The organism is Streptomyces solicamelliae, from assembly GCF_045348655.1.
Classification (GTDB): domain Bacteria; phylum Actinomycetota; class Actinomycetes; order Streptomycetales; family Streptomycetaceae; genus Streptomyces; species Streptomyces solicamelliae.
This window is the reverse complement of sequence record NZ_CP160404.1, coordinates 2,826,204-2,844,735: the sequence shown is the minus strand read 5'-3', so window position 1 is coordinate 2,844,735 and position 18,532 is coordinate 2,826,204. Positions and strand designations below refer to the sequence as shown.

Below are 18,532 nucleotides of genomic sequence, written 5' to 3'. Positions count from 1 at the left end.
ACTTGTGACTCACGTTCGAATGCCGCTACTTTCACCGACACCTCAGCAGTCACGCGAAAGGCATTCCCCATGCGCTCCGGGAACGGACGACACCGCAGACCCCGTCAGGCCCCCGCCATCGTCGTCGCGGCAGGGGTGACCGGATCCGCCCTCGCCCTTCCGCTGCTCGCCGCGGGCTCGGCCTCCGCCGCCGACGAGGCGACCTGGGACCGGGTCGCCGAGTGCGAGTCCGGCGGACTGTGGAGCGCCGACTTCGGTAACGGGCTGTACGGCGGCCTGCAGTTCACGCAGGAGACCTGGGACACGTACGGCGGCACCGAGTACGCCGCCCGTCCGGACCTCGCCAGCCGCGGCCAGCAGATCGCGGTCGCCGAGAAGGCGCTGGCCGCGCAGGGCGCGAAGACCTGGGCCACCTGTGCCGCGATCGTCGGCCTGAACGACGACGGCACGCTGAAGAAGCCCGCGGACCCCTCCACCGGCGTGCTGCCCGGCACTCCGGCTGATCCGTCCGCGTCGCCCGATGCATCCGCGAATCAGGACGGGAACGGGAAGGGCTCCGAGGGCTCGCAGGACGACGAAACGTCTGGGAAGCCCGAGAAGTCCCTTCTGCCCGATGCGGCCGGTCAGCCGGGCGGGCAGTCGGACGAGGGCGCCACTCCGGCCACGCCGGTCACGCCGATCGAGGGCAGCGTCACTCCCGCCGCCCCCGGCACCGGCAAGCACCGCGGTGAGGCCGCGAGCGAGAACCCGAACGAACCGGGCGAGTCGCCCGAATCGGGACGTCATGCCGCGCCGGGTGACGATGCGACACGTGACGCCGGCCGCCTCGATCTCGGCGAAACCGCCGATACAGATGCGAACGCGACCAAGGGTGCCACGGGCGGCAATGCGGACACTTCGGGCGAGTACGTCGTCCAGCCCGGCGACAACCTCACGCAGATCGCGGCCGAGCACGAGCTCGACGGCGGCTGGCGTGCCCTCTACAAGGCCAACAAGGAGACCGTCGGGGGCGACCCGGACCTCATTCTCCCTGGCCAGAACCTGGAACTGACCGACCGACAGAAGTAGGAGTGGCGGGCAGTTCGACGCCTTATGTCCGGTTCTGCGTAAGTGAGACATGAGTCTCTTCGTCCCAACTGGCGTGTCCTGTCCGCAAACTTTGCTTCCGTCACCTCTCACCAGCGGAAACGGCCCCGGCAACTTGGCAAGTACGGGCGTTTTCTCCGGGATGTCGCTCTTTGAACTTCCGGTGGGTCTGTGTCTACGGTCAGGACCGCTCGCCACCGCGGGCCCCGCCGACCGGTACGCCGAATCCTGCCGCCGGCCGTCGGGAACAGTCGTCGCGTCAAGCGCCGAAGGCAGGAGCGGGGGACCCAGGTAAGCGCCGGTCCCGGCCGTCGAGACAGTGACGGCCGATCGACCGGCTTGGGGTGAAGCCGCGTGCTGGGACACGCGGCCGGGCAACTCTTCCGGCCCGAACCCGACAGCTCACCTCGCAGGCGTCGGTGAGGAGAACTTCCATGCTGTTTTCCGGCAAGGGCAAACACCGCCGTTCCTCCAAGGCCACCCGCGCCGTCGCGCTCGCCGGCATCGCCGGTGTCGCCGTCGCCGCGCCGCTGATGGCCGCGGGCAACGCCTCCGCCGCCACCGCCTCCGAGTGGGACCGCGTCGCCCAGTGCGAGTCCGGCGGCAACTGGTCCATCAACACCGGCAACGGCTACTACGGCGGCCTGCAGTTCTCGGCCTCCACCTGGGCCGCGTACGGCGGCACCGCCTACGCCCCGACCGCCAACCTGGCCTCCAAGGCCCAGCAGATCCAGATCGCCGAGAAGGTCCTGGCCGGCCAGGGCAAGGGCGCGTGGCCGAGCTGTGGCGTGGGCCTGTCCAACGCCGCGTACACCGGCGCCGCCGAGCAGGCGCAGCCCGAGCGCAAGGCCGAGCAGCCGACCACCCGCAGCGAGCAGCGCACCGCGCCGAAGCCCGTCGCGAAGAACGGCGACACCAAGAAGGCCGCCAAGAAGGCCGCCAAGAAGACCGTCACCACCCCGACCGGCAAGAAGGTCGCGAAGGGTGACGGCGAGTACAAGGTCGTCGCCGGCGACACCCTGAGCAAGATCGCCGCCGCGCACGACGTCAAGGGCGGCTGGGAGAAGCTCTTCCAGCTGAACAAGGACGTCGTCGAGGACGCCGACCTGATCTACCCGGGCCAGCAGCTCCACCTGAAGTGAGCCCGTCGGCCCGGGTGGGTCCGGCGGCCCACCCGTGCCGTGCGACCCTCCCGCGGTGACCACCCCGGCCCTGTGCGCAATTCCCCCCGTGCGCGCAGGGCCGGGGTTTCCGCATGGTTACCTGCGGGTAGTAGAGGATCTTTCGTCCGGGATGCCCGCGCTCGGGTCCTTTTTCGTCCCAGGGGGCGGGCACCGACTGGCCGGGCACCCCGAGCCGGTTAGGCTCTTGTCGCAAGGCCAAGAGACCTCGCACCTTCTCTCACGTCTCATCCCATAAGGAGATGCTCGTGCCGTCCATCGACGTCGTCGTAGCCCGGGAAATCCTGGACTCCCGAGGCAACCCCACGGTCGAGGTCGAGGTCGGCCTCGACGACGGCAGCACCGGCCGTGCTGCCGTTCCGTCCGGCGCCTCCACCGGTGCTTTCGAGGCCATCGAGTTGCGCGACGGTGACAAGAGCCGTTACGGCGGCAAGGGTGTCGAGAAGGCCGTCCTCGCCGTCATCGAGCAGATCGGCCCGGAGCTCGTCGGCTACGACGCCACCGAGCAGCGCCTGATCGACCAGGCGATGTTCGACCTGGACGCCACCGACAACAAGGGCTCCCTCGGCGCCAACGCCATCCTCGGCGTCTCCCTCGCCGTGGCGCACGCCGCCTCCGAGGCCTCGGACCTGCCGCTCTTCCGCTACCTCGGCGGCCCGAACGCGCACGTCCTGCCCGTCCCGATGATGAACATCCTCAACGGTGGCGCCCACGCGGACTCCAACGTCGACATCCAGGAGTTCATGATCGCCCCGATCGGCGCGGAGTCCTTCTCCGAGGCCCTGCGCTGGGGCGCGGAGACCTACCACGCGCTCAAGGGCGTGCTCAAGGAGCGCGGCCTGTCCACCGGTCTCGGCGACGAGGGCGGCTTCGCCCCGAACCTCGAGTCCAACCGCGCCGCCCTCGACCTCATCATCGAGGCCATCAAGAAGGCCGGCTACACCCCGGGCAAGGACATCGCGCTCGCGCTGGACGTCGCCGCCACCGAGTTCTACAAGGACGGCGCGTACGAGTTCGAGGGCAAGACCCGGACCGCCGAGGAGATGAGCGCGTACTACGCCGAGCTCGTCGACGCGTACCCGATGGTCTCCATCGAGGACCCGCTGAACGAGGAGGACTGGGACGGCTGGAAGACCCTCACCGACCTGCTCGGCGAGAAGGTCCAGCTGGTCGGCGACGACCTGTTCGTCACCAACCCCGAGCGCCTCGCCCGCGGCATCGACACCAACACCGCCAACGCGCTGCTGGTCAAGGTCAACCAGATCGGTTCGCTGACCGAGACCCTGGACGCCGTCGAGATGGCCCAGCGCAACGGCTACAAGTGCATGATGTCCCACCGCTCCGGCGAGACCGAGGACGTCACCATCGCCGACCTGGCCGTCGCCACCAACTGCGGCCAGATCAAGACCGGCGCCCCGGCCCGCTCGGACCGCGTCGCCAAGTACAACCAGCTGCTGCGCATCGAGGAGATCCTCGACGACGCCGCGGTCTACGCCGGCCGCAGCGCCTTCCCGCGCTTCAAGGGCTGACACTCGGCCGCAGGGCGGCTTCCCCGCGTCCCCGTACCCGGTCCCGTACCGTGTGCGGGGACGCGCGTGTGAGCAGGGGACCAGGGGAGGCGTACGACATGGCCGCGAAGGACCGGGACCGGTTCTCGACCGCGACCCGGCTGCGGCTGCTCGGCGAGCAGACCGCCGCCCGTGTCTACCGCTCCCAGACCCGCCGGCAGGCCCGCCGCTCCCGGCTCACCGGCCGGGCCGCCTTCCTCGCCCTGGTGGTCTGCTCGCTGGTGGTGGCCCTCGCCTATCCGATGCGGCAGTACGTCTCCCAGCAGACCGCCATCGCCGACCAGGAGCGGCAGGCCGCCGAGGCCGCCGAGCGGGTCGAGGAGCTGCGCGACGAGAAGGCCCGGCTGCAGGACCCCGCGTACGTCCGCCGGCTCGCCCGCGAGCACCTGCACTTCGTGATGCCCGGCGAGACCGGCTTCACCGTGAACGACCCTGGGGCCTCCGGCCGCCCGCGCTCCGACGCCGGCGGCGACGGCCGCGCCTGGTACTCCGACCTCTGGGAAGGCGTCGACCACGCCGACGCGCGCCGCTGAGGGATGATGGGGGCGACCCGGAACCGGCCTTGAACCGACCCCGAACCGACGACGAGAAGACTGACGCACGCATGGAAACGCCCCCTCCGCAGACCGCATCCACCGCGCCCACCGAGGCCGACGTCGCCGCGTTCGAGGCACAGCTCGGCCGCCCGCCGCGCGGCCTGCGGGCGATCGCGCACCGCTGCCCCTGCGGGCAGCCGGACGTCGTCGAGACCGCGCCCCGGCTTCCCGACGGCACCCCGTTCCCGACCACGTACTACCTGACGTGCCCCAAGGCCAACTCGGCGATCGGCACGCTCGAGGCCAACGGGGTCATGAAGGAGATGCAGGCCCGGCTCGGCACCGACCCGGAGCTGGCCGCCGCCTACCGCGCCGCGCACGAGGACTACATCGCCCGCCGCGACGCCATCGAGGTCCTGGAGGGCTTCCCGAGCGCCGGCGGCATGCCGGACCGGGTCAAGTGCCTGCACGTGCTCGTCGGCCACGCGCTGGTCGCCGGCCCCGGGGTGAACCCGCTGGGCGACGAGGCGCTGGCGATGCTGCCGGAGTGGTGGGCCAAGGGCCCCTGCGTCACGCCGTGCGTCGACAAGGACGACAAGGACGAGAAGGAGACGGTGGAATGACGCGTGTCGCGGGCATCGACTGCGGGACCAACTCCATCCGCCTGCTCGTCGCCGACGTCCATCCCGAGACCGGCGAGCTGATCGAGCTGGACCGGCGGATGACGATCGTCCGCCTCGGCCAGGGCGTGGACCGGACCGGACGGCTCGCCCCCGAGGCGCTGGAGCGCACCTTCGCGGCCTGCCGCGCGTACGCCGCCGTGATCGAGGAGCTGGGCGCCGAGCGGCTGCGCTTCGTCGCCACCTCCGCCTCCCGGGACGCGGAGAACCGGGACGAGTTCGTGCGCGGGGTCGTCGACATCCTGGGCGTGGAGCCCGAGGTGATCTCGGGTGACCAGGAGGCGGAGTTCTCGTTCACCGGCGCCACGGCGGAGCTCGAAAAGGAAGGGGCAGGCGCGGAGAGCCTTCCTCGGAAGGGTGGTGGCGGGCGACGGGCGGGCGAGAAGTACCTGGTCGTGGACATCGGCGGCGGCTCGACCGAGTTCGTCGTCGGCAACAAGCAGGTCGAGGCGGCCCGTTCGGTCGACATCGGCTGCGTCCGGCTCACCGAACGGCACGTCAGGCACGACCCGGTGAGCGCCGAGGAGGCCGCCGCGATCCGTACGGACATCCGCGCCGCGCTCGACCTGGCCGAGGAGACCGTCCCGCTGGAGTCCGCCGAGACGCTGGTGGGCCTGGCCGGTTCGGTCACCACCGTCGCCGCGATCGCGCTGGACCTGCCGGAGTACGACTCCACGAAGATCCACCGCGCGGTGATCCCGTACGAGCAGGTCGTCGCCGTCACCGAGCGGCTGCTCGCCTCCACCCACGACGAGCGCGCCGCGATCCCCGTGATGCACCCCGGCCGGGTGGACGTGATCGTGGCCGGCGCGCTGGTCCTGCGGGAGATCATGGAACGCACCGGAGCTCGTCAGGTCGTCGTCAGCGAGCACGACATCCTCGACGGAATCGCCCTGTCGGTGGCATAAGCGCCGGGCCGTACGCGGTCCGGCGACACCCCGTCGGGAAAACTTCGTGAAGTTCTTCACAAGAAAAAGGCCCTGATGGGGGCCCGAGAGGGTCTCAGGGCGGTCTCAGGACGCTCTTCTGAGCCTTCGAAGCCCCCGTCGGGGCTCTTTCTTAGGCGTGGAGCCGAGTTCGCTCGCTGTTTCCATCGCGTGAACCAATGCGGTCGTTCCGCGTTACGAACGGCTCTCCTGGCCAGTTCAGCGGGGGTGAACAACGTTCGCCCCTGCATCGGGGTTCCTTTGCGGCAACATGACCTGGGTCACGTGGGCCGCGGAGTGTAGCAGAGGTGGTCCACAAGCTTGTGAAGGGGCGCACGAGCGACCCCCTCCGGGCGGGTGGATACTCGATGGCATGAGCACCACGGAGCGTCCCAGGATCCTCGTAGTAGGCGGTGGGTACGTAGGCCTGTACGCAGCTCGGCGCATCCTCAAGAAGATGCGCTACGGAGAGGCGACCGTCACGGTCGTCGACCCCCGGTCGTACATGACCTACCAGCCCTTCCTCCCCGAAGCCGCCGCCGGCAGCATCTCGCCGCGCCACGTCGTCGTCCCGCTGCGACGCGTCGTGCGCGGAGCGGAGGTGCTCACCGGCCGGGTCACCACCATCGACCAGGACCGCAAGGTCGCCACGATCTCGCCCCTCGTGGGCGAGGCGTACGAGCTGCCGTTCGACTACCTGGTCATCGCGATGGGCGCGATCTCCCGTACCTTCCCGATCCCCGGCCTCGCCGAGCAGGGCATCGGCATGAAGGGCATCGAGGAGGCCATCGGCCTGCGCAACCACGTCCTCGAGCAGCTGGACAAGGCCGACTCGACGACCGACGAGGAGGTCCGCCGTAAGGCGCTGACCTTCGTCTTCGTGGGCGGCGGCTTCGCCGGCGCGGAGACCATCGGCGAGGTCGAGGACATGGCCCGCGACGCCGCGAAGTACTACCAGAACGTGACCCGCGAGGACATGCGGTTCATCCTGGTGGACGCGGCCGACAAGATCCTTCCCGAGGTCGGCCCCAAGCTCGGCCAGTACGGCAAGGAGCACCTGGAGAGCCGCGGGATCGAGATCTACCTCTCGACCTCCATGGACTCCTGCGTCGACGGCCACGTCGTGCTGAAGAACGGCCTCGAGGTCGACTCCAACACCATCGTGTGGACCGCCGGCGTCAAGCCGAACCCGGCCCTGGCCCGCTTCGGTCTGCCGCTCGGCCCCCGCGGCCACGTGGACACCTCGGAGAAGCTCCAGGTCCAGGGCACCGACTACATCTGGGCCGCGGGCGACAACGCCCAGGTCCCGGACGTCGCCGCCCGCAAGGCCGGCGTCGAGAACGCCTGGTGCCCGCCGAACGCCCAGCACGCCCTGCGCCAGGCCAAGGTCCTCGGTGACAACGTGGTGGCCGGCATGCGCGGCTTCCCGCAGAAGACCTACGAGCACGCCAACAAGGGCGCCGTCGCGGGTCTCGGTCTGCACAAGGGCGTCGCCATGATCGTCATGGGCAAGATGAAGATCAAGGTCAAGGGCCGCCTGGCCTGGTACATGCACCGTGGCTACCACGGCATGGCCATGCCGACCTGGAACCGCAAGATCCGCGTCTTCGCCGACTGGACCCTGGCGATGTTCCTCAAGCGCGAGGTCGTCTCGCTCGGCGCCATGGAGACGCCGCGCGAGGAGTTCTACGAGGCCGCCAAGCCGGCCCCGGCGCCCGCCAAGGCGGCTGCTCCGGAGAAGGCCAAGGCCTCCTGAGGCCCGGGGCTCCGGCCCCGACCGCACAACCGAACACCCCCGCAGGGGCCGTCCGCCATCCGTGGTGCGGACGGCCCCTCGGTGGGTTTTGGACGGTGTTGCGTGCACAAGGGGACTGAAATCCCTACCGACGGTGTTCCCATGGTGACGGGGGATGAACTGCTGGGGCACGACATCAACGGAGGTGTGCGCCATGGCCGACGCCGCACAGCGGCTGAATGCTCTCGCCGAGGACCTGCTGGGCAGTCCGCTCCCGGTCCGGCTGCGTGCCTGGGACGGCAGCGAGGCGGGGCCGCCCGGAGGGCCCGTCCTCGTCGTCCGGCACCGTCGGGCCCTGCGCCGGCTGCTGTGGAAACCGGGCGAACTGGGGCTCGTACGGGCCTGGGTGGCCGGTGAGATCGACGTCGAGGGCGACCTGTACGCCCTCCTGGACGGGCTCGCCGGACTGATCTGGGACCGCGGCGACGATGACGCGGAGCGCGCCGTGCACCCGCTCCTCGACCCGCGGCTGCGGGCCGCCGGCAAGGCCCTGCTGAAGCTCGCCGGACCCTTCCCGCCGCCCCCGCCGCCGGCCGAGGAGGTGCGCCGGCGCAGCGGCCGGCTGCACACCCGGGGCCGCGACAGACGGGCGATCAGCCACCACTACGACGTGGGCAACGACTTCTACGCCCTGGTCCTCGGGCCGTCCATGGTCTACTCGTGCGCCTACTGGACCGGCGGCGGGACGCTGGAGGACGCCCAGCGCGACAAGCTGGACCTGATCGCCCGCAAGCTGAACCTGAAGCCCGGCGACCGGCTGCTCGACGTGGGCTGCGGCTGGGGCTCCATGGCGATCCACGCGGCCCGCGAGTACGGCGCCGAGGTCGTCGGCGTCACCCTCTCCCGCGAGCAGGCCGCCTTCGCCCGCAAGCGGATCGCCGAGGAGGGTCTTGCGGACCGGATCGAGATCCGCGTCCAGGACTACCGGGACGTCAGGGACGGCCCGTACGACGCGATCTCGTCGATCGGCATGGCCGAGCACGTCGGCTCGGTGCAGTACCGGGAGTACGCGGACGACCTGTACGGCCTGCTCCGGCCCGGCGGGCGGCTGCTCAACCACCAGATCTCCCGGCGGCCGGAGCGCGACGAGGACGCGTACCACGTGGACGCGTTCATCGACGCGTACGTCTTCCCCGACGGCGAGCTCGCCCCGATGGGCCGCACCCTGAGCACCCTGGAGGAGGCGGGCTTCGAGGTCCGGGACGTGGAGGCCATCCGGGAGCACTACGCGCTGACGCTGCGGGAGTGGGTGGCGAACCTGGAGGAGCACTGGGCGCGGGCGGTCCGGCTCACCTCGCCGGCCCGGGCCCGGATCTGGCGGCTGTACATGGCCGCCTCGGCGGTCTCCTTCGAGCGCAACCGGATCGGCGTGAACCAGTTCCTGGCGGTGAGGACGCCGGAGTCGGGGGCGAGTGGGGTGCCGCTGCGGCCGCGGCGGTGGACGGAGCGGGAGGACGGGACGCCGCAGGAGCGCTGAGGGCGCGTACGCACGGCGAAGGGCCGGATTCCCCCGTGGGAACCCGGCCCTTCGCCGTACTGCGGGGCGCCGTCGCTACTCGGCCTTGATGGCGTTCAGCATGTTGAGCCGCGCCGCGCTGCGGGCCGGCCAGAGGGCGGCGAGCACGCCGACCAGTCCGGCCAGGACCAGGAAGATCCCGATCCGGTCCCACGGCAGGACCAGCTCGTAGCCGGGCACGCTGCTCTTGAAGGTCTCGCCGACGGCCCAGCCGAGGAACGAGCCGAGCCCGATGCCGACCACGGCGCCGAACACCGAGATGACCACGGCCTCCAGACGGACCATCCGCTTCACCCGGCGGCGGTCCAGACCGATCGCCCGCAGCATGCCGATCTCCTGCTGGCGCTCGAAGACCGACATCGCGAGGGTGTTCACGACACCGAGGACGGCGATGATCAGGGCCATCGCGAGCAGGCCGTACATGATGTTCAGCATTAGGTTGATCGGGCCGCCGAAGGCGTCACGGATGTCCTGCTTGTCCATGACGGTCATGGCCGGGTTGTCGCCCAGTGCGTCGACCAGCGCCTGCTCGTTGGCGGCCGACTCGCCGCCCTTCGTCTTGACGAAGACCTGCGGGATGTACGGCTTCTCCTCGTGGGCGTCGAGGATCCGGGAGTCCAGCAGGTACGGGGAGGTGAAGGCGCTCTCCTCGTAGACCGCGCCGACGGTCAGCGTGCCCTTCTTCTTGTCGCCGTAGACGACCGGCAGGCTGTCGCCGACCTTGTACCCCTGCTTCTTCGCGGTGGTGTCCGCGACCGCGACCTTGCCCTGGGCGAGCGAGCCCAGATCGCCGTCGACGGTCTTGAGGTTCAGGACCTGCTCGACGTCGCCGGGGGCGACGCCGGAGGCCGAGCGGAACTCGCCCTTGATCTCGAAGTAGCCGGCCTGCTGCGGGGAGGCCGCGGTGACGCCCGGCGCCTTCTTCAGCGCGGCCAGGGCCGAGCCGTCCAGGCCGGGGCCGGCGCCGTCGGCCATGGTGATCATGTAGTCGGCCTTGACCTGGTCCACGGTCGCCTTGTCCAGGGCGGTGCCGACCGTGGCGCCGAGCACCGACAGACCGGTGACGAGGGTGAGGCCGATGGCCAGCGCGGAGGCGGTGGCGCCGGTGCGGCGCGGGTTGCGCACCGCGTTCTGGCCGGCCAGCTTGCCGGCCACGCCGAAGCCCTTCAGGACCGGCTTCAGCAGCGCGATCACCGGGCGGGAGAGCAGCGGGATCAGGATGATCGCGCCGACCAGGGCGCAGAACGCTCCGCCGCCGACCAGCATCCGGCCGGTGTCGCCCGCCTCGGAGGCGCCGGCGACGATCAGCGCGGCGCCGATCGCGGTGATCAGCCCGCCGATCGTGTTCCGCAGCACCAGCGACTTGACGGTGGCGACCGCGTGGACGCTGCCCATCGCCGCCACCGGCGGGATCTTCGCGGCCCGGCGGCCGGGCAGGTAGGCGGCGACCATCGTGATGATCACGCCGACGGCGAGGGCCGCGACGATCGGCGTGATGCCGAGGATCAGCGGGCCGTCCGGCACCTTCATGCCGAAGGCGGACATGCCCGAGCGCAGCCCGGCGGCCAGGCCGATGCCGAGGGCGTAGCCGACGGCGGAGGCGATCAGGCCGACCAGGAACGCCTCGATCAGCACCGAGCGGGTGATCTGGCGGCGCGAGGCGCCGACGGCCCGCATCAGGGCGAGTTCCTTGGTGCGCTGGGCGACCAGCATGGAGAAGGTGTTGGAGATCAGGAAGACGCCGACGAACAGGGCGATGGCGGCGAAGCCGAGCAGCACCTGATTGAGCGCGCCGAGGCCGGCCTCGATGTCCTTCGCCTGCTGGTCGGCGAGGGCCTGACCGGTCTGGGCGGTGGCGGCGTCCGGCAGCAGCGGGACGATCTTGTCGACCAGCGCCGTGTCGTCGGCGCCCTTCGCGGCGGTCACGTTGGCGTCCGCGTACCAGCCGGGCTGCAGGTACAGCTTCTGCGCCACGGCGGTGTCGAACAGGATCAGGCTGCCGCCGGCGTTGACCGCGCCGTCCTCGGTGGTGAAGACGCCGGAGAGGGTGAACTCGCGGACCGGGCCGTTGGTGGCCACGCGGACGGTGTCGCCGACCTGGTAGCCGCCCTTGACGGCGGTCTCCTTGTCGAGGGCGACCTCGCTGTCCCGGCCGGGGCCGGCGCCGTCGGTGAAGTCGTACGCGGGGTCCTTGCCGTCCTTGCCGGGGGCGAAGTTGGTGCCCTTGTTGGACCAGCCGACGCCGATCAGCTTGCCGTCCTTGTCGGCGACGCCGGCGAAGCCGTCGACCCGGCCGGTGACGGACTCGACGCCTTCGAGCTCGCCGATCCTGTCGAGCACCTGCTGGGAGAGGCCGGGGGTCTTGCGGTCCTCGGGGGAGGGGTTCGAGCTGACGGCGACGGCGACGTCGTCGTAGCTCTTGGCGGACTGGCTGCGGAAGGCGTTGCCGAGGGTGTCGGTGAAGACCAGGGTGCCGGAGACGAAGGCCACGCCGAGCATCACGGCGAGCACGGTCATCAGCAGTCTGGCCTTGTGCGCGAGCACGTTGCGCAGGGCTGTACGGAACATGGTGGTGTGAAGTCCTGAGGAGAGGATCGGGATGCGGGCCGGGCGCGGGACGGGTCGCGCCCGCGGCGGGTCGGCTAGCTCGTACGGCCCTTGGCGTCGAAGGCCTTCATCCGGTCGAGGACGCCGTCCGCGGTGGGGCGCAGCATCTCGTCGACGATCCGGCCGTCCGCGAGGAAGATCACCCGGTCCGCGTAGGAGGCGGCGACGGGGTCGTGGGTGACCATGACGACGGTCTGGCCGAGCTCGCGCACCGAGTTGCGCAGGAAGCCCAGGACCTCGGCGCCGGAGCGGGAGTCGAGGTTTCCGGTGGGCTCGTCGCCGAAGATGATCTCGGGGCGGGAGGCCAGGGCGCGGGCCACGGCGACGCGCTGCTGCTGGCCGCCGGAGAGCTGGGCGGGGCGGTGGCTCAGCCGGCCGGAGAGGCCGATCATCTCGATGACCTGGTTCAGCCACTGCTGGTCGGGCTTGCGGCCGGCGATGTCCATCGGCAGCGTGATGTTCTCCAGGGCGCTCAGCGTCGGCAGCAGGTTGAACGCCTGGAAGATGAAGCCGATCTTGTCCCGGCGCAGCTGGGTCAGCTGCTTGTCCTTGAGGCTGCCCAGTTCGGTCTCGCCGATCCGGACCGAGCCGGAGCTGAAGGAGTCCAGGCCCGCGACGCAGTGCATCAGCGTCGACTTCCCGGAGCCCGAGGGGCCCATGATCGCGGTGAACTCGCCCTGCCGGAAGTCCACGGTGACCCGGTCGAGGGCGACCACCTGGGTCTCGCCCTGTCCGTACACCTTGGTCAGATCCATGGCGCGGGCGGCCGCCGCGGTGACGCGGGGCACGGTCGGGGTGGTGGTCACGGGGACTCCTGTCGGAACGAGCGCTTGCGGAACCGTTCCATCGTCTCGGCCGTCCGTCCGGCGGTCGTCCGTCCACGTGCCCGTTCCCGGGGCAGTCTCGAGTCGGACCGGCTCCCGGCCTCCTCATCCTGAGGTATGACGGTGACCCCGAGCCCGCCCGGGCGGGGGGTACCCCGAGGGGGAATGCGTCACCAGGCGGCGACTTTTCGTCATTCCCGCGTGTACATCTTTGCGCCTGCGAGCCCCGCGACTTCTCGCCAGAACGGCTCCGACCTGCACTGACGCACCCTCAGACGTCAATAAAATAAGACAACATCGGGTCAGTGTTCCGCTGAACGAGGGACGCGTCCCGATAGGCTCGTGTGCGCACGCGGACACCGCGCGTCACGCCCGGATGGTGGAATGCAGACACGGCGAGCTTAAACCTCGCTGGCCTTCGGGCCGTACCGGTTCGAGTCCGGTTCCGGGCACTTTCTCCCCATACGTCCCCGGAGGCACCCTGACAGGCCCCCGGACGGCCACCCCGAGGTCGGGAAATCTCCTCCCGGAGCACTAGGGAGATTCTTTTGCTTCCGCATTACTCTTGACGCAAGGCCGCGCAGTGCGGCCATGGAGGAGTGAGATGAGGAGCAGCAACCCGGTCTTCTCGCGACGGGGGTTCAGCCGCGACAACGGCTACGCGGGCTTCAACGCGCAGCAGCCGCAGGCCGGGGGCCCCGCCGTCGGGACGAACCCGTACGCGCAGGGCACGGCCGACCCGTACGCCCAGGGCGCCGGCAACCCGTACGCCACCAACCCGTACGCCCCCGCGGACACGCAGTACGGCGCGCCCGCGCCGGCCCGCACGGGCGCCATGACGATGGACGACGTCGTCACGCGTACGGCCATCACCCTCGGCACCGTCGTCATCGGTGCCGTCCTCGCCTGGACGCTGCTGCCGGTCTCCACGACCAGCTACGCGCTGGCCGTCGGCGCCGCCCTGGTGGCCTTCGTGCTGGCGATCGTCCAGTCGTTCAAGCGGACCCCGTCGCCCGCGCTGATCATCGGCTACGCCGCGTTCGAGGGCATCTTCCTCGGCGTGATCAGCGAGATGTTCAACGCCCGCTGGTCCGGCGCGCCCTTCCAGGCCGTGCTCGGCACCATGGCGGTCTCCGGCGCCACGCTGTTCATGTACAAGCAGCGCTGGATCCGGGTCACCGCCCGCTACGCGCGCATCGGCATGACGATCGCGATCGCGTTCGTCGTCGTCATGGCCGTCAACCTGCTGCTCAGCGTCTTCGGCGCGGTCGACGACGGTGGCCTGCGGAGCTTCGGCCCGCTCGGCGCGATCGTCGGCATCCTGGCGATCCTGATCGGCTGCTTCTTCCTCACCCTCGACTTCAAGCAGATCGAGGACGGCGTCGCCTACGGCGCTCCGCGCGAGGAGTCCTGGCTGGCCGCCTTCGGCCTGACCATGTCGCTGGTCTGGATCTACCTGGAGATGCTGCGCCTCGTCGCGATCTTCTCCGGCGACGATTAATCGCCACGGCTGTGTGCGAAGGGCCCGTCCGGCTTCCGCCGGGCGGGCCCTTCCGCTGTCCGCTCAGAGAAGCCGGCGGGCGGCTCGGCGAAGGTCGTACTCGTGGATGATCGCCTTCGCGTGTCCGTACGCGAGGTCGTGCTCCCCGCGGAGCCAGCTCACCTTCTCCTCGAAGCGGACGAGGGAGGGGCCTTCCTCCACGGTGCGCAGCCAGTCGGCCACTTCACGACCGGTGCAATGGGGGATGCGGGCGAGCAGATTGCGGTGGGTCTCTTCGGAGAAGACATGGGACATCGGCGCCTCCGGACGCGTGTTGCCGTTGCTCCTTCCCGTCACCGTGCCTGACCGTTCCGCCGTTGGCAACAGCCCCGGCGGGGCCACTAGGGTCTGGACATGGCTGAAATGGGAGAGCTGATCGCTGCGGTGGAACGCTTCGCCGACCGTCTGCGAGCCGCCCCGCAGAGCCGGCTGCAGCGCGGCGCGGCGGCCGAGGGGCTGGCCCTGGCCAGGGAGTTGTCCCGGCGCGCGCAGCGCCTGGAGGAGCCCGGCAGCGAGCCGCGGATCATGCCGGACGCGGGGGTGTTCACGGTCGCCGACCAACTGGTCGTCGCCGGGAACGATTTGGCGGAGATTCTGCGAACGGCCCCGTCAGGCGTCCCCGAGGGGGAGCTGGACGAGGCCGTACGGGAGGTGCGGGAGGCGCAGGGGCGGTCAGGGCTCTAGGGCCTTGTCCTGGCCCTGCGGCTACAGGGAGGCGATCACGCGGTCCGCGAGGATGTAGACGTTGTCGTCGTCCTCGGCGTCGCCGCAGGCGAACGTCAGCGCGTACGCGCCGGAGACGCCCGAGCCGCCGAGCAGGACCGGGGCCTTGCCCTGGCGCAGCGCGTCGGCGAGCCGCTCCGCGGTCTCGCGGTGGCCGGGGGTCATGCAGAGCGTGGTGCCGTCGGCGAACACGTACACGTCGAGGGTGCCGAGCGGTCCGGGGCGCACGTCGGTGAGCGCCGTGCGGTCGTCGGCGAGCTCCTCCAGGCGGGCCACGGTGCGCTCGTGGTCGGTGACCACGGGGGTGCGGACCGGGACGAAGTCGGGGTGCGAGGGGTGGCGGCGGCGGGCCGCGGCGAGCTCGGGGGAGTCCTCGGCGTACTCGGTGAGCTCCGGGATGTCGTCCAGGACGTCTTCCAGGGCGGCGGCCTCCAGGCTCGCGCCGTCCAGCGCCGGGCCGTCGAGGGCCGAGCCGTCCAGGGACGCGGCCTCCAGTGCGGCGGCCTCCAGCTCCATGGCCTCCAGGCCGAGCGCCTCAAGGCCCGCGAAGTCGGCCTGGCGGGGCACGTAGTACGGGCCGCCGTCCTCGCCGGGGCCGGCCAGGCCGCCGAGCACGGACGGGGCGTCCGCGGCGTCCCGGGCCTCCTGCGCGGCCCAGAAGGCCCGCGCCTCGGCGAGCTCGCGCTCGCGCTCCTCGGCCAGGGCCTCGGCGACGGCCTCCCGTATCTCGACGGCGGGGGACTGCCGGGCGTGCGGGACGGTGGGCCCCTGCGCGGCGGCGAGATCGCTGCGCAGGGCGGTGACCTGCTTACGGAGACCGTGGGCGGCGTGCAGGGCAGCGGCGCCCACCACCGTGGCGGCGGCCGTGGTCACCAGCAGGGCAAGAGACATGGCGCTCACTGACGTACTCCCAATCCGAGTCGATCCCCCGACTTCCTACATCAGCTTGTCCCGGGACGGGACCCCCTGTCAGTGCATTACGTCACGAAATGGACAGGTATTTGGGCCCGGTGTTTAGTCCCGAAACGGGTGTGACCTGGGAAAACGACTCTCCCCCGGGATGTATGTCACATCCTGGGGGAGATTCGGTCACGGCTTGGACGCGGGGTGGTTAGCCGGCGCGTCCGCGGACCACTAGCTCAGCCGCTCGATGACCATGGCCATGCCCTGGCCGCCGCCGACGCACATGGTCTCCAGGCCGAACTGCTTGTCGTGGAACTGGAGGCTGTTGATCAGCGTGCCGGTGATGCGGGCGCCGGTCATGCCGAAGGGGTGGCCGACGGCGATCGCGCCGCCGTTGACGTTCAGCTTGTCGAGCGGGATGCCCAGGTCCTGGTACGAGGGGATCACCTGCGCGGCGAAGGCCTCGTTGATCTCGAACAGGTCGATGTCGTCGACGGTCAGGCCGGCGCGGCCCAGGGCCTGCTTGGACGCCTCGACCGGGCCGAGACCCATGATCTCGGGGGAGAGGCCGGAGACGCCGGTGGAGACGATCCGGGCCAGCGGGGTCAGGCCGAGCTCGCGGGCCTTGGTGTCGGACATGATCACGAGCGCGGCGGCGCCGTCGTTGAGCGGGCAGCAGTTGGCGGCGGTGACCAGGCCGTCGGGGCGGAAGACCGGCTTCAGGCCCTCCACGCCCTCCAGGGTGACGCCGGCGCGCGGGCCGTCGTCCTTGGAGACGACGGTGCCGTCGGGCAGCGTCACCGGCGTGATGTCGCGCTCCCAGAAGCCGTTCTTGAGGGCTTCCTCGGCGAGGTTCTGGGACCGGACGCCGAACTCGTCCATCTCGCGGCGGCTGATGCCCTTCAGGCGGGCCAGGTTCTCCGCGGTCTGGCCCATCGTGATGTAGGCGTCCGGGACCAGGCCGTCCTCGCGCGGGTCGTGCCAGGACGAGCCCTCGGAGGCGGCGACCTCGGCGGTACGGGCCTCGGCGTCGGCGAACAGCGGGTTGTGCGTGTCCGGCAGGGAGTCGGAGTTGCCCTTCGCGAAGCGGGACACCGTCTCGACACCGGCGGAGATGAAGACGTCGCCCTCGCCGGCCTTGATGGCGTGCAGCGCCATGCGGGAGGTCTGCAGGGAGGACGAGCAGTAGCGGGTGATCGTGCAGCCGGGGAGGTGGTCCATCCCCATCTGGATGGCGACGACGCGGCCCAGGTTGTTGCCCTGCTCGCCGCCGGGCAGACCGCAGCCGAGCATCAGGTCGTCGATGTCGCGCGGGTCGAGCTCGGGGACCTTGGCGAGGGCGGCCTGGATGATCGTGGCGGTCAGGTCGTCCGGACGCAGGTCCTTCAGGGAGCCCTTGAAGGCCCGGCCGATCGGGGAACGGGCGGTCGAGACGATGACGGCTTCGGGCATCACGACTCCATGAGGGTGCGGCGACGGGAGACTGCTAGCGAAGCTACCTGTCCGTACGGCACGGGTCACCGCCCGGAAGGTGTGACACAAGCCTCTTTTCTAAGCGCTCGCTCAGGCGGTCTCCTTCCGTGTCCCCTACGGCGTGGGCGCGTCCGTCGGGGACGGGGCCTCCGTCGGGGTGGCGACGCGACGCCGACGGCGGTGTTTGAGCAGGGCCCATGGGGCGCGGGCGCCCGTGACCTCCGTGCCGGCCTCCGCGGCCGCCTCCGCCGCCGCCTTCGCGACCGGGAGCATGCCCTCGCGGCGGTCGACCTCCAGGCGCTCCTCCTCCGGCCAGACGCCCAGGGACGCGCAGACCGTCGGCAGGACGGCCATCGCGGCTGTCGCGTACCCCTCCGCCGAGGGGTGGAAATTGTCCACCCCGAACATCTCCCGCGGGTTCGCCGCGAACTCCGGGCCCAGCAGATCGCCCAGCGACACCGTGCGCCCGCCCTGCTCCACCACCACGATCGTCTGCGCCGCCGCCAGCTGCCGCGAGGCCCGCCGCGCCAGCCAGCGCAGCGGCTGGTACACCGGCTCGATCGTCCCCAGATCCGGGCACGTGCCGACCACCACCTCCGCACCCGCCGTCCGCAGCCGCCGCACCGCCCCCGCCAGGTGCCGCACCGACTCCGTCGCCGGCATCCGGTGCGTCACGTCGTTCGCGCCGATCATGATCACGCACACGTCCGGCGGCCCGCCCGCCCACGAGAGCAGCAGCGACACCTGCCGGTCCAGGTCGTCCGAGCGCGCCCCCGGCAGCGCCACGTTCCGCAGGTCCACCGGCCGCTCCGCGACCGCCGCCAGCCCCGAGGCCAGCAGCGCCCCCGGCGTCTGACCCGCCCGGCGCACCCCCTGCCCGGCTGCCGTCGAATCACCCAGAAGGGCCAGCCGCAGCGGCTCCTCCCCGCTCGCCGGCTGCTCGAACGACCGCCCGTAGCGGCCGTCCGCCGCCGGTGCCAGCGGTGCCACGCCGCCACCCACCGACCGCCTGGCCAGCTGCACCTCGGCCAGCAGGACGCCCACCGTCGCCACCCCGAGAAGCCCGATCCCGCCTCCGCCGTACGCCGCGCCCGCCGCGATCCGGCGCGCCACCCTCGCTCTGGACATCAGGGCAGCCACCTCCCTTGAAGCTGCTTCAAGCCGTTCAGGGAGT

General features: G+C 71.0%; 16 protein-coding genes, 1 tRNA gene and 1 riboswitch. Of the genes, 11 read left to right on the top strand and 6 right to left on the bottom strand.

Annotated features, from left to right (window positions below):
* Nucleotides 1–135 precede the first annotated feature (135 nt).
* The 8 genes from ABZO31_RS13065 (at nucleotide 136) to ABZO31_RS13030 (ending at nucleotide 9,249) form a co-directional block, all read left to right on the top strand.
* Nucleotides 136–1,068 (top strand): transglycosylase family protein, encoded by a 933-nt coding sequence (locus ABZO31_RS13065; protein WP_406861328.1) that lies wholly within the window; start codon nucleotides 136–138, stop codon nucleotides 1,066–1,068.
* Nucleotides 1,069–1,340: 272 nt separating this feature from the next.
* A riboswitch (cyclic di-AMP (ydaO/yuaA leader) is annotated at nucleotides 1,341–1,517 on the top strand.
* Nucleotides 1,518–1,520: 3 nt separating this feature from the next.
* Nucleotides 1,521–2,228, top strand: coding sequence for a transglycosylase family protein (locus tag ABZO31_RS13060; RefSeq protein ID WP_406861327.1), 708 nt, complete (start codon nucleotides 1,521–1,523; stop codon nucleotides 2,226–2,228).
* A gap of 287 nt (nucleotides 2,229–2,515) precedes the next feature.
* Nucleotides 2,516–3,796, top strand: coding sequence for a phosphopyruvate hydratase (gene eno, locus ABZO31_RS13055; RefSeq protein WP_406861325.1), 1,281 nt, complete (start codon nucleotides 2,516–2,518; stop codon nucleotides 3,794–3,796).
* 98 nt (nucleotides 3,797–3,894) lie between these two features.
* Nucleotides 3,895–4,368 carry an FtsB family cell division protein gene (locus ABZO31_RS13050; protein ID WP_406865341.1) on the top strand — a complete coding sequence of 158 codons (474 nt, stop codon included), beginning with the start codon at nucleotides 3,895–3,897 and terminating at the stop codon, nucleotides 4,366–4,368.
* 71 nt (nucleotides 4,369–4,439) lie between these two features.
* On the top strand, nucleotides 4,440–4,994 hold the full coding sequence (locus ABZO31_RS13045) for a DUF501 domain-containing protein (protein WP_406861324.1): 555 nt from the start codon (nucleotides 4,440–4,442) through the stop codon (nucleotides 4,992–4,994).
* On the top strand, nucleotides 4,991–5,959 hold the full coding sequence (locus ABZO31_RS13040; protein ID WP_406861323.1) for an exopolyphosphatase: 969 nt from the start codon (nucleotides 4,991–4,993) through the stop codon (nucleotides 5,957–5,959). Before ABZO31_RS13045 ends, ABZO31_RS13040 begins: the two co-directional genes overlap by 4 nt.
* Nucleotides 5,960–6,350: 391 nt before the next feature.
* A complete protein-coding gene (locus ABZO31_RS13035) occupies nucleotides 6,351–7,733 on the top strand; it encodes an NAD(P)/FAD-dependent oxidoreductase (protein WP_406861322.1) in 1,383 nt (460 codons plus the stop codon).
* A gap of 193 nt (nucleotides 7,734–7,926) precedes the next feature.
* Nucleotides 7,927–9,249, top strand: a complete 1,323-nt coding sequence (locus ABZO31_RS13030; RefSeq protein WP_406861321.1) for a class I SAM-dependent methyltransferase — start codon at nucleotides 7,927–7,929, stop codon at nucleotides 9,247–9,249.
* A 75-nt stretch (nucleotides 9,250–9,324) separates the two neighbouring features.
* Here the strand turns inward: ABZO31_RS13030 and ABZO31_RS13025 are convergent, their stop codons facing one another.
* Together ABZO31_RS13025 and ABZO31_RS13020 are read right to left on the bottom strand one after the other, a co-directional pair.
* Nucleotides 9,325–11,856 (bottom strand): ABC transporter permease, encoded by a 2,532-nt coding sequence (locus ABZO31_RS13025; RefSeq protein ID WP_406861320.1) that lies wholly within the window; start codon nucleotides 11,854–11,856, stop codon nucleotides 9,325–9,327.
* 74 nt (nucleotides 11,857–11,930) lie between these two features.
* On the bottom strand, nucleotides 11,931–12,701 hold the full coding sequence (locus ABZO31_RS13020) for an ABC transporter ATP-binding protein (RefSeq protein ID WP_406861319.1): 771 nt from the start codon (nucleotides 12,699–12,701) through the stop codon (nucleotides 11,931–11,933).
* 388 nt (nucleotides 12,702–13,089) lie between these two features.
* Here ABZO31_RS13020 and ABZO31_RS13015 point away from each other — a divergent pair.
* Both ABZO31_RS13015 and ABZO31_RS13010 read left to right on the top strand, forming a co-directional pair.
* Nucleotides 13,090–13,171 (top strand) — tRNA-Leu (locus ABZO31_RS13015).
* Between the two features lie 152 nt (nucleotides 13,172–13,323).
* Nucleotides 13,324–14,220: a Bax inhibitor-1/YccA family membrane protein gene (locus tag ABZO31_RS13010; RefSeq protein WP_406861318.1), complete on the top strand. Its 897-nt coding sequence runs from the start codon at nucleotides 13,324–13,326 to the stop codon at nucleotides 14,218–14,220.
* A 63-nt stretch (nucleotides 14,221–14,283) separates the two neighbouring features.
* Here ABZO31_RS13010 and ABZO31_RS13005 read toward each other — a convergent pair whose 3' ends face one another.
* On the bottom strand, nucleotides 14,284–14,514 hold the full coding sequence (locus ABZO31_RS13005; RefSeq protein ID WP_318106436.1) for a DUF4287 domain-containing protein: 231 nt from the start codon (nucleotides 14,512–14,514) through the stop codon (nucleotides 14,284–14,286).
* A gap of 99 nt (nucleotides 14,515–14,613) precedes the next feature.
* On the opposite strand from ABZO31_RS13005, the gene ABZO31_RS13000 reads away from it, so the two are divergent.
* Entirely contained in the window at nucleotides 14,614–14,943 is a 330-nt protein-coding gene (locus ABZO31_RS13000; RefSeq protein WP_406861317.1) for a hypothetical protein, read from the top strand.
* A gap of 21 nt (nucleotides 14,944–14,964) precedes the next feature.
* Here the strand turns inward: ABZO31_RS13000 and ABZO31_RS12995 are convergent, their stop codons facing one another.
* From ABZO31_RS12995 to ABZO31_RS12985, 3 genes are all read right to left on the bottom strand, one after another.
* A complete protein-coding gene (locus ABZO31_RS12995; protein WP_406861316.1) occupies nucleotides 14,965–15,873 on the bottom strand; it encodes a hypothetical protein in 909 nt (302 codons plus the stop codon).
* A gap of 243 nt (nucleotides 15,874–16,116) precedes the next feature.
* Complete coding sequence (locus ABZO31_RS12990) at nucleotides 16,117–17,337, bottom strand: acetyl-CoA C-acetyltransferase (RefSeq protein ID WP_406861315.1); 1,221 nt, start codon at nucleotides 17,335–17,337, stop codon at nucleotides 16,117–16,119.
* A gap of 135 nt (nucleotides 17,338–17,472) precedes the next feature.
* A complete protein-coding gene (locus ABZO31_RS12985; protein ID WP_406861314.1) occupies nucleotides 17,473–18,486 on the bottom strand; it encodes an SGNH/GDSL hydrolase family protein in 1,014 nt (337 codons plus the stop codon).
* Nucleotides 18,487–18,532 lie beyond the last annotated feature (46 nt).

What these genes read in the sequence shown, in the direction of transcription:
- ABZO31_RS13060 (WP_406861327.1), top strand. Translation starts at nt 1,521, where the DNA reads ATGCTGTTTTCCGGCAAGGGCAAACACCGCCGTTCCTCCAAGGCCACC.
- ABZO31_RS13050 (WP_406865341.1), top strand. Translation starts at nt 3,895, where the DNA reads ATGGCCGCGAAGGACCGGGACCGGTTCTCGACCGCGACCCGGCTGCGG.
- ABZO31_RS13045 (WP_406861324.1), top strand. Translation starts at nt 4,440, where the DNA reads ATGGAAACGCCCCCTCCGCAGACCGCATCCACCGCGCCCACCGAGGCC.
- ABZO31_RS13040 (WP_406861323.1), top strand. Translation starts at nt 4,991, where the DNA reads ATGACGCGTGTCGCGGGCATCGACTGCGGGACCAACTCCATCCGCCTG.
- ABZO31_RS13035 (WP_406861322.1), top strand. Translation starts at nt 6,351, where the DNA reads ATGAGCACCACGGAGCGTCCCAGGATCCTCGTAGTAGGCGGTGGGTAC.
- ABZO31_RS13030 (WP_406861321.1), top strand. Translation starts at nt 7,927, where the DNA reads ATGGCCGACGCCGCACAGCGGCTGAATGCTCTCGCCGAGGACCTGCTG.
- ABZO31_RS13025 (WP_406861320.1), bottom strand. Translation starts at nt 11,856, where the DNA reads ATGTTCCGTACAGCCCTGCGCAACGTGCTCGCGCACAAGGCCAGACTG.
- ABZO31_RS13010 (WP_406861318.1), top strand. Translation starts at nt 13,324, where the DNA reads ATGAGGAGCAGCAACCCGGTCTTCTCGCGACGGGGGTTCAGCCGCGAC.
- ABZO31_RS13005 (WP_318106436.1), bottom strand. Translation starts at nt 14,514, where the DNA reads ATGTCCCATGTCTTCTCCGAAGAGACCCACCGCAATCTGCTCGCCCGC.
- ABZO31_RS13000 (WP_406861317.1), top strand. Translation starts at nt 14,614, where the DNA reads ATGGCTGAAATGGGAGAGCTGATCGCTGCGGTGGAACGCTTCGCCGAC.
- ABZO31_RS12995 (WP_406861316.1), bottom strand. Translation starts at nt 15,873, where the DNA reads ATGTCTCTTGCCCTGCTGGTGACCACGGCCGCCGCCACGGTGGTGGGC.
- ABZO31_RS12990 (WP_406861315.1), bottom strand. Translation starts at nt 17,337, where the DNA reads ATGCCCGAAGCCGTCATCGTCTCGACCGCCCGTTCCCCGATCGGCCGG.
- ABZO31_RS12985 (WP_406861314.1), bottom strand. Translation starts at nt 18,486, where the DNA reads ATGTCCAGAGCGAGGGTGGCGCGCCGGATCGCGGCGGGCGCGGCGTAC.